14 protein-coding genes and 1 pseudogene are annotated in these 14,114 nt (G+C 42.1%); 5 read left to right on the top strand and 10 right to left on the bottom strand.

Annotation, left to right across the window (positions count from 1 at the left end; all coding sequences use genetic code 11):
• Window positions 1-34: 34 nt before the first annotated feature.
• Window positions 35-607 (bottom strand): PH domain-containing protein, encoded by a 573-nt coding sequence (locus VFC49_RS05405; protein WP_324736498.1) that lies wholly within the window; start codon window positions 605-607, stop codon window positions 35-37.
• Between VFC49_RS05405 and VFC49_RS05400 the strand changes: the two genes are divergently transcribed.
• Window positions 606-914 carry a hypothetical protein gene (locus tag VFC49_RS05400; RefSeq protein ID WP_324736497.1) on the top strand — a complete coding sequence of 103 codons (309 nt, stop codon included), beginning with the start codon at window positions 606-608 and terminating at the stop codon, window positions 912-914. The two genes, VFC49_RS05405 and VFC49_RS05400, sit on opposite strands and share 2 nt — an antisense overlap.
• Here VFC49_RS05400 and VFC49_RS05395 read toward each other — a convergent pair.
• Complete coding sequence (locus VFC49_RS05395) at window positions 891-3,908, bottom strand: PKD domain-containing protein (protein ID WP_324736496.1); 3,018 nt, start codon at window positions 3,906-3,908, stop codon at window positions 891-893. The two genes, VFC49_RS05400 and VFC49_RS05395, sit on opposite strands and share 24 nt — an antisense overlap.
• Before the next feature lie 357 nt (window positions 3,909-4,265).
• On the opposite strand from VFC49_RS05395, the gene VFC49_RS05390 reads away from it, so the two are divergent.
• The 3 genes from VFC49_RS05390 (at window position 4,266) to glmM (ending at window position 7,520) form a co-directional block, all read left to right on the top strand.
• Complete coding sequence (locus VFC49_RS05390) at window positions 4,266-5,051, top strand: BtpA/SgcQ family protein (protein ID WP_324736495.1); 786 nt, start codon at window positions 4,266-4,268, stop codon at window positions 5,049-5,051.
• 306 nt (window positions 5,052-5,357) lie between these two features.
• Window positions 5,358-6,062, top strand: coding sequence for a hypothetical protein (locus tag VFC49_RS05385; protein ID WP_324736494.1), 705 nt, complete (start codon window positions 5,358-5,360; stop codon window positions 6,060-6,062).
• A gap of 108 nt (window positions 6,063-6,170) precedes the next feature.
• Window positions 6,171-7,520, top strand: coding sequence for a phosphoglucosamine mutase (gene glmM / locus VFC49_RS05380; protein WP_324736493.1), 1,350 nt, complete (start codon window positions 6,171-6,173; stop codon window positions 7,518-7,520).
• A gap of 10 nt (window positions 7,521-7,530) precedes the next feature.
• On the opposite strand, the gene VFC49_RS05375 is transcribed toward glmM, so the two are convergent.
• From VFC49_RS05375 to VFC49_RS05345, 7 genes and pseudogenes are all read right to left on the bottom strand, one after another.
• Window positions 7,531-7,710, bottom strand: coding sequence for a hypothetical protein (locus VFC49_RS05375; protein WP_324736492.1), 180 nt, complete (start codon window positions 7,708-7,710; stop codon window positions 7,531-7,533).
• A gap of 7 nt (window positions 7,711-7,717) precedes the next feature.
• On the bottom strand, window positions 7,718-8,299 hold the full coding sequence (locus tag VFC49_RS05370) for a hypothetical protein (RefSeq protein ID WP_324736491.1): 582 nt from the start codon (window positions 8,297-8,299) through the stop codon (window positions 7,718-7,720).
• A 70-nt stretch (window positions 8,300-8,369) separates the two neighbouring features.
• Window positions 8,370-8,825, bottom strand: a complete 456-nt coding sequence (locus VFC49_RS05365; protein ID WP_324736490.1) for a flavodoxin family protein — start codon at window positions 8,823-8,825, stop codon at window positions 8,370-8,372.
• Window positions 8,826-9,391: 566 nt separating this feature from the next.
• A pseudogene (locus VFC49_RS05360) lies at window positions 9,392-9,955 on the bottom strand (AAA family ATPase); the annotation flags it as partial.
• 14 nt (window positions 9,956-9,969) lie between these two features.
• The gene (locus VFC49_RS05355; RefSeq protein ID WP_324736489.1) at window positions 9,970-10,770 is read right to left on the bottom strand and encodes a hypothetical protein; all 801 of its coding nucleotides are present in this window, start codon (window positions 10,768-10,770) and stop codon (window positions 9,970-9,972) included.
• Window positions 10,770-11,045: a hypothetical protein gene (locus VFC49_RS05350; RefSeq protein ID WP_324736649.1), complete on the bottom strand. Its 276-nt coding sequence runs from the start codon at window positions 11,043-11,045 to the stop codon at window positions 10,770-10,772. The genes VFC49_RS05355 and VFC49_RS05350 overlap by 1 nt, the downstream gene beginning before the upstream one ends.
• A gap of 72 nt (window positions 11,046-11,117) precedes the next feature.
• Complete coding sequence (locus VFC49_RS05345; RefSeq protein ID WP_324736488.1) at window positions 11,118-12,308, bottom strand: cysteine desulfurase; 1,191 nt, start codon at window positions 12,306-12,308, stop codon at window positions 11,118-11,120.
• Between the two features lie 133 nt (window positions 12,309-12,441).
• Here VFC49_RS05345 and VFC49_RS05340 point away from each other — a divergent pair, with 133 nt between their 5' ends.
• Window positions 12,442-13,026 carry a hypothetical protein gene (locus tag VFC49_RS05340; protein WP_324736487.1) on the top strand — a complete coding sequence of 195 codons (585 nt, stop codon included), beginning with the start codon at window positions 12,442-12,444 and terminating at the stop codon, window positions 13,024-13,026.
• Here the strand turns inward: VFC49_RS05340 and VFC49_RS05335 are convergent.
• Window positions 13,006-14,109: a D-glucuronyl C5-epimerase family protein gene (locus VFC49_RS05335; RefSeq protein WP_324736486.1), complete on the bottom strand. Its 1,104-nt coding sequence runs from the start codon at window positions 14,107-14,109 to the stop codon at window positions 13,006-13,008. The two genes, VFC49_RS05340 and VFC49_RS05335, sit on opposite strands and share 21 nt — an antisense overlap.
• Window positions 14,110-14,114: the final 5 nt, after the last annotated feature.

Genomic DNA, 14,114 nt, shown 5'->3' with positions numbered 1-14,114 from the left:
TAGAAAAGCTTAGAATTTGGATTAAAAGAAAAGCTTAAATCTTCTCTAAGAGCTTTTTCCTTTTTTCTTCGTACTCTTCTTGGGTTATAACACCCATGTCATAGAGTTCTTTTAGCTTCTTGAGCTTCTCAAGAGGATCTTCCTCTTTCCTTTCCCTAAATTTCCTTGGTTCCATTCTAATTGACCTGCTCACAGCTTCCTTTGGCTTGTGGATAACCCACTCCTCACTCATTAGGTGCTTCTTTCTTTCAATAGTTACAGGCTCAACTGCAATCTCGTTTAGAGCATCTCTTATGGCTTCTATAGCTTTTCTTGCTTCTTCCTTGTCCATCTTTGTCAATTTAATTTCGTTCCCATCTTCTTTTCTAATCAAGAACTCTGAATATATTTTGCCCACTTTCACATAAACAAGTTCAAGCTTTTCATATGGAACAGCTGTCAGCTCATATCTTCCTAAGAGCTTTTCATCCACGTACAGGATTCTTCTATCTGTCACAACCAACCATTTAGGCTTTGCTTCCAAGCTGAACTTCTTTTTTATGGCATAGAGAACATCTTCATCTGGATAAAGGTTTTCTAAAATACCTTTTGGGAGTTTTTCACTCATGAGATTCACCAACTCTGCTATTGGTCAGCAGTGTATATTAACCTTTGTGCTTGAAAATGTGAGATTTTTGTACTGGGGTATGATAAAGATGGAACTGTTTGAAAGGCTATTTTTCAGGTCCGTTCTGCTCATAGTCATCGACATAGTTGGTGCTTTTGGATGCAATATTTTAACTGAATTTGGGACAAACAACCTAGTAGTTCAGCAGATCCATTCCCAGTGGGAATTGACCATAAAGCCACAATCAACGGACCTGAAAAATAAGAATATTAAGAGGGGGAAACTACCCCTCCTTTCTGCTAAATAATGAAAGGAGCATTAATGCCACCAGAAAGGCCGGTCCACATGTGCCCGTTTGTGTCTCTGTTGGTAATGGAGAACTCGCACTTGAAGAGGATGTTGTTGATGTTGAAGTTGTGGTAGGTGATGTTGGAATACTCTCTGTAGGTGTTTCGGTTTTGCTTGAAGTTGTTTCGGTTTCGGTGGGTGTTGGAGCAGCCTTTACCACAATGTTGATAGCTATTTCGTCTTCTCCTCCTTTGTCATCTTTAACAACCAACCTCACCGTGTAGTTTCCCGGAGAAGAATATGTGTGAGTGGGCTCTCTTTCTGTTGAGGTTGTTCCATCTCCAAAGTCCCAGTTCCAGCTTACAATGTTTCCATCACTGTCGTAGGATTTGTCAACAAAGTTAACGGTTTCCTCAGCTTTTGGCTCCTTCGGGAGAAATGTAAAGTCTGCAGTTGGGAGTTGATTCTTGGGATTTATAGTAATGCTCTTCGAGTAACTTGCTTTCATCCCTGAGTCATCTTCAACTGTGAGTGTCACTGTGTACATTCCTGGTGATGAATAGGAATGCTTTGGGTTTCTCTCTGTAGATGTTGTTCCATCCCCGAAGTTCCAGTTCCATTTCACTATACTGCCGTCTTCATCTTTGGAACTGTCCATAAACTCAATTTCATCTTCAACCTTTGCTGGTGAAGGAGAAATATTAAACATGGCTTTGGGTGCTTTGTTCGGAAGAACTGTGATCTCTTTACTACAGTTTGCCTTGTATCCCCATAGATTTTCAATGTTCATAGTAGCTCTATAGTTGCCCTCCTCCGAATACGTGTGGCTTAGCAGGGTGCTTACATTTCCGGTATTTCTTAAAACTGTCCCATCTCCAAAATTCAGCGTCCAGTTCTTTACTCCTCCCCCTCCTGATGTGGATATTTGGAAATCAACCTTCAATGGTGCTTTGCCTGAAGAATGGGAGGCATCTATCTTACAGCTTGAGCCAAACATGTTCAGCACTAAAGGTGGTACTATAATGTTCCTTGGAAGTGGTTTGGAGATCAGTTTTATCTGATCGTAGCTAAATCCTAAGGGACTGAGACTTCTTGTTTTGTAATATGAACCCATACTTGGCACTATGAACTCAAGAACTAAATGTCCGTCTTCACTATCCAAGTAAGCAATGGCAGTTGCATTGTACCATTTATCCCGATCTTCGATTCTTCCGTTGTATTCTATATGCACCCTGGTTTCATTGGAAATTGACACTTTGTGGGTAGTTATCTTGCTTTTTCCATAGTTTCCTTGGAGATTCACCTCATAACTTCCAAAAAGCCCAATTTTTCCAGAGGCTTTTGCCTCCATTGATACTGAAACCGAGAATGTATTTTTTGTCTCTCTCCAGTTAGCATCTTTCATGTAGAATCCTCCGCCTCCTTTTACTTTGCCAACTTCAATTGTGTAATGGAAGAGTTCATTATTTACTTCATAATTTGGAAGGTCTTCAGGTCTTGTCGGATATGTGGTTATATCCCCAATTCTGTGAATATCTGAGTTGTAGTTGCTTAGATGGATATGGGGTTTCCCCTTCGGTACCGTTACAAGTATATATTGCTGTTCTCCATTGATAACTGCCAGCTCTGGAGGGCTTATTATTGGAAACTCATAAACATCATAATCAGTGCTCACATGAAGAATGCCATCCGCCATGTCTGCTGTTACATCATAGGTTTCAGAAAACATGTGTTCATTTCCTCTGGTTGCTTCAAATTTCTGTTGCACCTTTGCTTTGAGCCTAACTTCTGACTCTGCCACTCCTTTCAATCCTACACCAAGTTTAACTCCAAGTGAAAAAGAGAAGTCACTTACTGCCTTTACAGATACTGATAATGCTCTTGTATTTTTGGTCATGTATGTGGCATAAAATACGCCGGTTTCATTTATAACGTCGAAATCTACAGGGGGTGCATTTATAACTGCGATAACCTTGTTTGTTATACTCATGGTGCTGTGTATTGGCGGACCAACTGTTATTGAATTGCCATCAACGTCTCCAACCGCTAAGCCAGCTCCATACTCAAAGCGTGATGAAAACCCATTCGGTCCATTTATCAATTCACCCTGATAGTTGTACACTTTTATTTTTCCGGTTCGACTTGCCCATACTATCTCATCAACAACATCTCTGTTTACATCTCCAATAACCATTCTGTCCCCTTTGGCATATTCAATTCTAAAGGATGAAATTTCATAAGCTTTCCCTTCAGCTACCTTGAACACATGAATTCCTTTCGATTTTCCGTAATTGTCTTTATCTTGAGTTGCTACTACAATTTCTCCAATACCATCAAGATTGACGTCCCCTACTGCAATTTCGTCTCTTCCTGTTAAGTCGAAGTAATCATCTGTTGAGAAGCTCATTATTGAGTTCCCATACATGTCGTATACTATTATGAGGTTTTTACTATGATCCCCCCAAATTATCTCGTCCTTTCCATCTCCGTCTATGTCCCCTGAAGCAATCGCATCTTCATCAGAAAAATCGATCTTAAACTTGCTCAGTTCATTGAAGTTTTCGTCATAAACTTTAATCCAGTCATTTCTGTCAGCGAAAATTATCTCATCTTTTCCGTCTTTATTGACGTCTCCACAGACTATATCATCTCCTGCTTCAAATCCAACATTTTTCTTTCTCAACATTTGTCCACTTCGGGTTAGAATGTACAGTTTGTCAGTATCTCTATCGCCATGAATGATTTCTGCTTTCCCATCGCCGTTCACATCCCCCGCAGTGATCTCGTCCCACATTTCATAGTTTCGGCTAAACTGGTAAAGTAGATCCCCTTTTTCATCCTCATACATAAGCAGATGATCTCCTCTGTCCCCCACTATTATTTCTTCGTCCTTGATAACAGCACCTGGAATTGCTTCCGTAAGGTCTGCGTCTCCTGCATAGGCTTCTGGAGCAAAAGAGCTAAATAACGCTAAAAATACCAAATATACAGTTAGTTTTCTCCAAAGGTTCATAATACCACACTCCATATCAATGTCTGCAAGGGTTTGCCAGAATAGCAAACTCTTGCAGATAGGTTAGATTCTACTTTTGAACCTTTAGGATGATTCTAAGAATTCTGATATTTATTAATTCATTATTGCTGTTGAGATATTTATAATTTTCGAGCGAAAATTTGGAAAAAATATCGGATTTTTAATAATATTCGCAAACAGATTCTATTAAATTTCTGACAAATAAAAAACATAACGGAATGATCCTGGAGTAAATTTGAAATTTATGAAATTTACCTCAACTTTGTTTAGCCACCTCTCTTTTTGACATCCAAAATCCTTAACTATCCTTTGTTTCTTTTATCTTTAGGTGATACAATGAACTTCGACCGAAAAGTTCTCATTGGGATGGTTCACCTCAAACCCCTGCCGGGCTCCTACCTATACGATGGGGACTTTCATAGGGTCATCGAGCACGCGGTGGGTGAAGCTAAGAAGCTCGAAAAGGCAGGCTTTGATGCGGTGATGGTGGAGAACTTTGGAGATGTGCCTTTTCCAAAGACCGTTGAGCCCATAACAGTTGCAGCGATGAGCGTCATAGCTAAGGCAATCCGCGATGAAATCTCGCTTCCTATCGGCATAAATGTCCTGAGGAACGATGCGATAGCGGCTTATTCCATAGCCTATGCGGTAAAGGCGGACTTCATAAGGGTGAATGTGCTGAGCGGTGTAGCTTATACCGACCAGGGAATAATAGAGGGCATAGCCCATGAGCTGGCAAAGCTGAGGAAGCTCTTGCCAAGCAGAATAAAGGTCTTTGCCGATGTGCACGTTAAGCACGCGTATCACTTTGGGGAATTTGGAGATGCATTGAGAGACACAGTTGAGAGGGGCTTAGCTGACGCTGTAATTATCAGTGGAAAGGCAACTGGAATGGAAGTTGATGTTGAGAAACTTAAAAAAGCAAAGGAAATTTCACCAGTTCCCGTAATAGTGGGCTCAGGGACAACCTACGACAACCTCCCGAAGCTGTGGAAATACGCGGACGGCTTCATAGTGGGGACATGGATAAAGAGAGAGAGAAAAACCGAGAATGATATTGATCCGAGAAGGGCCGAAAAAATTGCTGAACTTGTGAAAAACCTCCGGGCAGATGAAGTTTAACTGTTTCAATTCCGAATTTTCTTTTCCGAAAGGTTTATTACCCATGAATGTGTAACATGTAGAAACCAAAAAGCCTGTCCCGCTTTCCTTTTCTGCGAGATGGGTTTGGATGGTGAAGTGATATGAATGGGTACTCAAACACATCCGCCGATGAGTCTCAGCCCATTAGCTCTGCTTATACTCGCAGGGGTTATAATCTTCCTTGGATACACTCTTTAACCTACCTCTATGCGAGGGCATGCTATGAGTTCTTCCTCAACTCTAACGAAAGTGGTTAAATCAAAAGAAATTTGGAAGGTGTAAAAAATGAAAAAACTGATCTTTGCCCTTTTTTTAGTGGGCATTGTTGTACTTGCAAGTGGATGTGAAACGAAAAGTGAGGTAAAAACCCAGAAGAGCCTCACTCTGAGCGGGATCACAGTTTACTACTCCGGTGACGTTTCGCTAGGTGAGGCAAAAAACCTGATAGGCTTTTTGAAGAATGAACTCGGGAGCCAGGAGATGGATGTGTACCTTGAAAAGGATGGAAATTCGTACAGGGTTGGCATTGTCAGCTCTTACTCAAGCGAAAGCGATATCGATCCGGGACTTAGGTTCTACCTCTCGCTTTTACCTTCGAAGATGTCGCAGGATCTTTTTGACGGCGCAAAAGTTAAGCTGGAAATCCTCGATACTGATAAGAACGTCCTTTATTCGAGCGAATCAAAGTATTCCTACGTGGAATCAAGTGGAATAGTGGTATGGTATTCCGGGACCCCTGAAGAAAACGCCCGTAAGGTTCTCGACTACGCGGTTTCCCTGGTTGGAGAAGGTCCATGGGACATAATAATGGAAGAGAACAACGGCATTTATCACATCAGTGCCGTGAGCTCATTTGAAAGTGCTGATGATATAGGAACAGCTGAAACAACCTACAGGCAGATGGTGAAGGACTTAAGCCCAGAGCTTAATGGAAAGGTTGTTCTGCATGTCCTCAGCCCAGAAGGAAAAGAAATAGCTGTTTTCCCGTAAATTCTTCTCTCTATCTTTTTTAAGACTTGGAATTTCAAGGTGCCATTAAAGCCAAAATTTTTAACTCTGAATTTTAAGTTAGTTACATAACTCTCTTGGGTGATCATCATGGGGAAGTACTTTGGGACAAGCGGGATCAGGGAAGTTGTCAATGAAAAACTGACTCCGGAGCTTGCTTTAAAAGTTGGAAAGGCTTTGGGGACTTTTCTTGGAGGAGGGAAAGTTGTCGTTGGGATTGATACAAGAACATCAGGGGAAATGTTGAAGAATGCACTGATCTCAGGGCTTTTAAGTACCGGTATTGATGTCATTGATATTGGTCTCTCCCCTACCCCTTTGACGGGCTTTGCGATAAAGCTTTACGAAGCAGATGCTGGAGTAACAATCACGGCATCACACAATCCGCCTGAATACAATGGAATCAAGGTCTGGCAGCCCAATGGAATGGCATACACAAGTGAGATGGAGAATGAGCTTGAGAAGATCCTTGAGAGTGAGAGCTTTAGGAAAGTCGCCTGGAATGAAATTGGAAAGCTGAGCTATGCAGACCCGAAGGAAGAATATATTAAGAAGATTTTGGATGTAATTAAGCTTGAAAACTCCTACACTGTTGTTGTTGATACGGGAAATGGCGCAGGTTCTCTCGTTAGTCCATATCTCCAGAGGGAGCTCGGAAACAAAGTTATAAGCCTCAATGCTCATCCTTCCGGATACTTTGTCCGTGAGCTGGAACCCAATGCGAAAAGCCTTGAGTGGCTTGCCAAAACTGTGAAGGTTATGAAGGCTGATGTGGGCATAGCCCATGACGGAGATGCCGACAGAATCGGCGTCATTGATGACCATGGGAACTTTGTTGAGTATGAGGTTATGCTGAGCTTAATCTCTGGCTACATGCTGAGGAAGTTTGGGAAAGGAAAAATAATTACAACGGTTGATGCCGGCTTTGCTTTGGACGATTACGTTAAGCCTTTGGGGGGAGAAGTCGTTAGGGTAAAAGTTGGAGATGTCGCTGTTGCGGAAGGCATAGTTAGGGAAAATGCAGTCTTTGGCGGTGAGCCAAGCGGAACTTGGATAATACCCCAGTGGAACTTAACTCCAGATGGAATTTTTGCGGGGGCTTTGGTCTTAGAGATGATTGACAAGCTTGGACCTTTGAGCGAATTAGCCAAGGAAGTGCCAAGGTATGTTACAATGAGGGCGAAGATACCATGTCCCAATGAGAAAAAGAGGAAAGCCATGGAGATAATTGAAAGAGAGGCATTAAAGAGCTTTGAGTATGAAAATTTAATCGACATAGATGGAATAAGAATTGAGAACTCTGACTGGTGGATTCTCTTTAGACCGAGCGGAACAGAACCGATAATGAGGATTACACTTGAGGCTCACACAAGGGAGAAGGCAGAGGAGCTGATGAAAAAAGCGAAGGAGTTAGTAGAGAGGGCAATAATGAGGGCGTGACCTTTGCAGTTTAGTTTTTCTTTTCCCTGAGTTCGCCCTTCATTCTTAGGTATTCCTCCTTTGTCAGCGGGAAGCTTTTGGCAGACCTGAGGAAGGAATTCACAAGTCTGGCTTGCTGTTTGAAAATCCTGTCGGGATCCTCCTTGAGCTTCTTGACATAGAACCTTATGAAGGATAGCCTCTCCTCCATGTCGCGCCTAGAACGGAATTTCAACCCCGAGCCTCTTCGCATATTCATACAGTGCCCTCCAGTCAATCACTTCCTTAAACAGTTCATACAGAAAGAAGGCATCTTCTATGTCCTTGTCGCTTCCAAGATAGAGCTTGTAGGCGATCTGGAGCTCTATCGGGGAGATGTAGATGGTGCTATCATTGAGCCTTACAGGGATTTTCTTCTCAAGTGCATCCCTATGAAAGGCGTCCTTTGGGAACTTTATCTCCGCATTGGGGATTATCTCTCCTCTCCGTGCCATCCTAATTGCCATCCTCTCTTCAAGCATCTCATAAAGACCCTCGCAGTCTTCGGGGTTTATAAATTCAAAACCGCTTTTGAGAGCTTCCCTGCAGAATTCCTTAAATCTTTCCCTCTCAATCTCCGGTATCACGATATCTATGTCCTCGGTACCGCGTGATCGCCCGAAGAGTATCGTAACATACCCACTGACAATGACATAGGGAAAGAACTTTTTGATAAGTCCTACGATGTCGAGGACAAATTTATCCAGGTCCGTAAGCTCTTTTGAAATGGACGCTCCACCTTTACTTATCTCCATTCCCATTTTTCCACCTATCTGCATTTGGTGGAAGTGTTATTTATCATTTTCCCGACGGTTCTTTTAAACTCCCCCATTAATCAATCATTTTAAGCCTTTCAGCAAACCTCCTGGCTCTTTCTAAATCCCTCTCATTTGGATGTCCTTTGTTTATTCCTCCAATCTTTGCAAGCCAGCCGTTTGTATCCCAGCCCTTGCATGAGAACTCACCAACTATCTGGAAGCCTTTTTCTTTGAGCTTTTTCCTCAAAGCTCTGTGGTTGTACCACGGAATGTTCATTCCTGCTGTTGAGAAAATAAACGCCTTTTTCCCTTCCATTTTTGGAAGATCATCAACAAGCTTGAGGAGCGCCCAGTGATGCCTCCACCAGTATATTCCAGAACCAAAACCTACCAAATCATAGTCTAAAAGTTCTTCTGGCTTAACTGCCCAGGGCTTAACAAGCCGGGCATTTGGAGCATCCCCGATGACCTTCGCTATCTTTTCTGTGTTTTTATGATGAATAGACACGTAAATTACAAGGGTTTTCATAATGCATCCCTAAGTACTTTCTCTATTCTCTCCAAACTTTCCTCTAAATCATCTTTATCAAACTCCAGATAAATTCCTTCAATCCTCCCCTTTAAAATCTCAAACACGATTCCTTGCCCTTCAACAAGCTTGAATCCTCTAATGATATCCTTTGCTGCCTTAAATCTTTCTACCCTTGAAAGCTTTTTAAACTCCTCCATCCTCTCATAGGGGTACTCTTCCGGGTCGCTTGAGGTCGTGTGGAAGACCCCGCATGTTGGAGATCCTTTAACCCCAATGAGAATTACCCGTGAAGGCTGCTCTTCCTTAATGCTCCCAATTATGAACTCAGCAACTCTCTTGGCATGTTCTCTCATGCCAAGCCTTTCATAAACTTCTTTGCTTGCCGGCAGCCTTGGAAAACCAAGAAGAATAAATTCTGGACACGGATAAGCCAAAATTTTAAGGTAGTGATACTTCCCAAAGAGCCTCATTAGGGCGGAAGCTGTCCGATATTCCTTTTCTTTTGGACCCCTGTAAACCGTGAAAGGGCTAAGCAGGCAGGGAGCAATAACTACAAGTGTGTTCAGAAATTCAAGGATCTTCTTAACTTCCTTTCTTAAATCCTCCAAAGTTCCTTCATTCACAATCACAAAATCTGCCAGGTCTTTAAGCTTGCTTGTATGGTAAAGCCTCTCCTCTTCATCATCCATCCTTTTGAAGTCCTCAAAGCTGTTAATGGCCTTGTCTTTTTCTGCCTTTCTTTTAACCAATCTTTCGTATCTAAGCTCGGGCTTTGCCTCAACGTAAATAATGGCGCCTCCTCTACGCTTTATAGCTTCAATTTCCCCTCTTGAGCGGACACCATCAATGACAACATCTTTGCAATGCCTCATTTTATCCAGAGCCAGTCTGATTAAAATGTCCTCCCCATAAGTTTCCTTTAGGTATCTCCCATATTCAATCAGCTTTTCCCTTGTTGGCTCAGCTTTCTCTGGAAGTTCGGGGAACCAGGAGTAAGCATCAACATTATGGGTCAGCAAATCTATAAGAGGATCGCTACATGAAATTCTGCAGAAGCCGTTTTCCTCAAGAAACTTTGCAATTGTGGTTTTTCCAGCCGCTATCTTCCCAACAACACCAATAATCATTTTACCACCCCGGATTATCTTCTCCACCCTCTCCAAATTAAATTTGCACCATCGGTTGACTCCATGAGGCCCTCATAAACATAGCTGACTACAAAGTCTATTAATGCCATTTTATCAAGAATCACAGGCTTTTCAAAGCCAAAGAAGTACTTCGCCTCAAAGAACCCCATGTGCAAAAATCGGAGCGGATTTAAAAGTGCAATGCTTTCTCTAAACTTCAAATCAAAGGGAAAGTCGGAAATTATAATACTCAGACCTCTCTCCTTTGCGATTTCTATCAGCTTGTCTTCATCAGGAAACAGGACTTCTCTCGGTGAGCCTTCAATCGCTTCATACTCCCATTTCGGAAAAGCATATTTGATCCCGACTTTTACAGGAATCAATCCGACTTTTTCGGCAAAGCCAACCATTGCTTTAGCATTGAAGCTTAAGAAAACCAGAGCTTCCCCATTATTCTTAAGCTCTGGCCATTTCCTTGGGGGAAATTTAAGCTCCGCTTCAAGTATAGGGTTTAAAAACTCCAAATATGTGCCCTTAATCCTCTCAATGTTCTCCCTAACTTTTTTTCTCTTAATCAGCAGATCAAGTTTGGAATATACGGTAACCTGTTTCACCCCAAGCTCTTCCCTGAGCTTCCCAATCACAAAGCTGTTCCCTATGATTGCACTTTTATCGCTCCTATCTCTCGCTATAATGAACAGCTTATCCCCTTCGCTGTCATAGATAACATCATCAATAAAAAAGGGAACGTTCTCAAAGCCGTGCTTTTCTCTAATTTCTCTAACTTTTTCTGCAATGAGTCCTTTTGTGAACATCACATCACCCTGTATGGCTCCATGCACTCGTAAATTTCCTTCGCTATTTTCAGTGCTTCTTCCTTGTCGTCAGTATCTTTTACAATTACCTTTCCGCTTGGGAATACGCTTATATCGTACTTTTTCTTAACTAAAGCTAAAAACCGCGTGACCCTCTTAATTTGAAAACCCCTTTCAGCTAAGCACTCACAGAGTTCTTCCATATCGATGTTGTATTTTTCCTCTGGGGTTATGTTTATGGCTTTCATGCTTGTGCATGGTCTTGCAATGAGCATAAGAATCACCGAATAAAGTTGGAACACAAGGATAAAAAAGTTTGCGCTAAATGAAAAATCAGAGGAGAGGAGCTAACGCAAGCTTTTAACGAGCTCTTCCATGACGCTTAGGAACGTTTCAACCTCTTCAATGCTGTTGTAGACATGGAATGAAGCTCTCACCGTTCCGTTGATTCCCAGGCGCTTCATCACTGGCAGGGCACAGTGATGTCCAGAGCGAACCATTATGTTGTGCTCATCCAGTATGGCAGCAACGTCATGTGGATGCAAGGGTGGCACATTGAAGCTAACAACTCCAGCGTGTTTTTTCAAGTTTCTCGGCCCATACCATGGAATTTCAAGCTCTGTTAAACCTTCAGTAGTTCTCTTAACGAGCTTGTGCTCCTGTTTTTCAATTTTATCAAGTCCGATCTTTTCAATGTACTTAATTCCTGCCGCTAATCCTATTGCTCCGCCGATGTTTGGAGTTCCTGCTTCATATCTCTCCGGAGGAGCCGTAAGCTTGTAGCAGCAGAGGTCAACATCTTCAATGGTTCCCCCGCCCACCAGTGGAGGATCAAAGATATCAAACATCTCTTCGTTAATGTACAGAACACCAATACCCGTTGGCCCTAAGGGCCCCTTATGACCTGAGAAGGCTAAAAAATCTGCATGAATTTTTCTTACATCAACTTCCATGTGTCCAACGCTTTGTGCCGCGTCCACAACAAATATCGCTCCCTCTTCTTTTGCCATCTTACCGATTTCCTCAACCTCATGGATGACCCCTAAAGCGTTAGAAACGTGCTGAACTGCAACGAGCTTTGCACCTTTAATCTTTTTCTCAGCATCCCCTAAGTCGAGGTTTCCCTCATCGTCTCCTTCGATGATCTCGAGCTTTGCTCCATACTTTCTTGCAACCCTCTGCCATGGAAGCAGATCGGAGTGGTGCTCATAGGGTGTTGTCACTATTTTATCCCCTTTCTTCCACTCCAGTCCGAGGGCAACCAAGTTTAGGCTTTCACTTGTGTTTTTTGTGAAAACTATCTCTTCGAATTTTGCACCAATGAAGTCTGCAACGATTTTTCTTGATTCCTCGTATTTGTGCGTTGCCATCTGGGACAGCCTGTGAACCCCTCTGTGAACGTTTGCCCTGTATTTGAGGTAGTACTCGTCCATAGCTTTGACAACAGGAATTGGTGTCAAACTTGTGGCGGTATTGTCGAAATATATAACTTCCTGTGTAAGGGGAATGTCCTTTCTAACATCTTCTGGAATTCTCATTTCGAACCACCTATGAAAACTCGTTCAAGGGACTATAAAGGATTTGCTTCTCAAATATGTTCCATTTAATTGTTCTATTTTTGGAACAAAATTTTATAAATTATGGAACAAAATTGGTAATGGTGATGGACTGATGAAATCAAGGGAGATAGCTCTAATCGGAATAATGCTGGCTCTCAGTTTAATGCTAAATGTTTCTCCACTCAAGGTGCCAACTCAGTGGGGAATGACGATAGACTTAGTTGCAATACCAATAGTTGTTGTTTATCTCTTATTGGGCTTCGCAAGTTCCTTAGTATCTTTAGCGTTACTCTTCGTTGGACTCAGCATAGTGTCCCCAGCATCATGGCTTGGTGCCAGCATGAAGTTCTTTGCAACGCTCAGCGTGATCTTAGGTCTTGAGACTGCGAAAAAACTTACAAAATTCAGTCCCGACAGTTATACAGAAAAGCAGCTCATTGCATTTATCATTTCCGCTTATCTGATCAGCATTGCGATTAGGATACCTCTCATGGTTGGACTGAACTACTATTATGCGCTTCCAATATGGCTCGGCATTCCGAGGGAGCAGGTTATTCCAAAGATTGAAGAGTGGTTCCACATTCCATTTTGGCTTGTGATAGCGATCCCAAATGCAATTCAAAGTGCCGTGGATGTAATTGGAGGAATCCTAATAAGCCTGCCAGTGATTAGAGCATTACCCCACATTTTGGAGTGATTCTCTCCATTTTTCTGCGTATTCCTTAAATTTTTCATTCTTTGTTTTTTCATAGAGCCATTCCAAAAGCTGGATGTGGAGTTCGTGGTAATTTTCCATAGCTCTGCCATGAATGTTTGAGTACAGGCTCCATCCGTTTTCATCAAAATCTGGAAGAGCCTTTTCAACAGCTCTCACTCCTTCATCAAAAACCCATTTTGCATAGGTGTCGTTTGTAATTTCCCAATAGTAGTAAACACCCTGGAGGGCTATTATATGCCCATTCAGCACAAGTTCGTTTGAGTTGTAGGCATATTCTAAAATCCAAAGTCCATAAGTTGAATTCACAGTAAATCCCCCTTTGCTGTAAGGAACTCTGAATGAGTTCATTAAGAGCTGAGCAGTTTTTAGGTAGCTCTCGTTTTTTGTAATGTTGTAAGCTCTTGCATACAAGCCAGCTCCTAATCCTTGAGCATAACCTGAAATCCAGGGAATTGAAGAGTTCTCGAAGTGGAAGTAGTTCTCAAAAACTGCATATTCTAATCCCTGGTAATTCTTTATGATCAAATATGACTGAAGTTCCCTTAATACTTCCAGAGCTTTTCCCTCTTTACCTCTCTGAAAGTACATCTCAGCCCAGTGGAGTGCTGTAACAGGATAAAGAGCCAATCCCCTAAAGTTGTAGTGTACATAGGGTAAGGTACTTTTGAAACTTGAGTTTACAAGAAATACGTTATTATATGGTGCGGAATCTGCAAATGAGACTGCATAGAAGCTTTTGAGTGGGGATAAATGGTGGGAATAGAATTCGTTGTTGGCTCTTAGTGTTGCTTTTAAAATTCTATTTCTCTCTGGAGTTAGCTTTACCTTTGAAAACACCAAAAGGGGATAAGAAGCCTCAAAACTCGAGATTAAGTAAAGAGGATTCACGGTGCTGAGAAATGAGATGAAGTTGCCAAGCACAACATTCCCGTTTTCTTGCAGAAGAGCGATAATCCCTGGATCTCCTGTTTGAGCTAAAATTCGGTTTTCTGCGTTTTCATATATAGCAAAGAGAGAAGAAATCAGCAGCATAAAGACCAAAATTAAAGCTTCCTCTCTCATCTGCT

Source organism: Thermococcus sp. SY098 (assembly GCF_035621495.1).
Classification (GTDB): Archaea; Methanobacteriota_B; Thermococci; order Thermococcales; family Thermococcaceae; genus Thermococcus_B.
The sequence above is the reverse complement of the archived record's forward strand: the minus strand, read 5'-3'. Positions and strand labels throughout refer to the sequence as shown.

Coding starts and splice junctions, on each gene's coding strand:
- glmM (WP_324736493.1), top strand. CDS start 6,171: ATGGGGAAGTACTTTGGGACAAGCGGGATCAGGGAAGTTGTCAATGAA.
- VFC49_RS05385 (WP_324736494.1), top strand. CDS start 5,358: ATGAAAAAACTGATCTTTGCCCTTTTTTTAGTGGGCATTGTTGTACTT.
- VFC49_RS05395 (WP_324736496.1), bottom strand. CDS start 3,908: ATGAACCTTTGGAGAAAACTAACTGTATATTTGGTATTTTTAGCGTTA.
- VFC49_RS05375 (WP_324736492.1), bottom strand. CDS start 7,710: ATGGAGGAGAGGCTATCCTTCATAAGGTTCTATGTCAAGAAGCTCAAG.
- VFC49_RS05390 (WP_324736495.1), top strand. CDS start 4,266: ATGAACTTCGACCGAAAAGTTCTCATTGGGATGGTTCACCTCAAACCC.
- VFC49_RS05355 (WP_324736489.1), bottom strand. CDS start 10,770: ATGTTCACAAAAGGACTCATTGCAGAAAAAGTTAGAGAAATTAGAGAA.
- VFC49_RS05335 (WP_324736486.1), bottom strand. CDS start 14,109: ATGAGAGAGGAAGCTTTAATTTTGGTCTTTATGCTGCTGATTTCTTCT.
- VFC49_RS05350 (WP_324736649.1), bottom strand. CDS start 11,045: ATGCTCATTGCAAGACCATGCACAAGCATGAAAGCCATAAACATAACC.
- VFC49_RS05400 (WP_324736497.1), top strand. CDS start 606: ATGAGATTCACCAACTCTGCTATTGGTCAGCAGTGTATATTAACCTTT.
- VFC49_RS05370 (WP_324736491.1), bottom strand. CDS start 8,299: ATGGGAATGGAGATAAGTAAAGGTGGAGCGTCCATTTCAAAAGAGCTT.
- VFC49_RS05345 (WP_324736488.1), bottom strand. CDS start 12,308: ATGAGAATTCCAGAAGATGTTAGAAAGGACATTCCCCTTACACAGGAA.
- VFC49_RS05365 (WP_324736490.1), bottom strand. CDS start 8,825: ATGAAAACCCTTGTAATTTACGTGTCTATTCATCATAAAAACACAGAA.
- VFC49_RS05340 (WP_324736487.1), top strand. CDS start 12,442: ATGAAATCAAGGGAGATAGCTCTAATCGGAATAATGCTGGCTCTCAGT.
- VFC49_RS05405 (WP_324736498.1), bottom strand. CDS start 607: ATGAGTGAAAAACTCCCAAAAGGTATTTTAGAAAACCTTTATCCAGAT.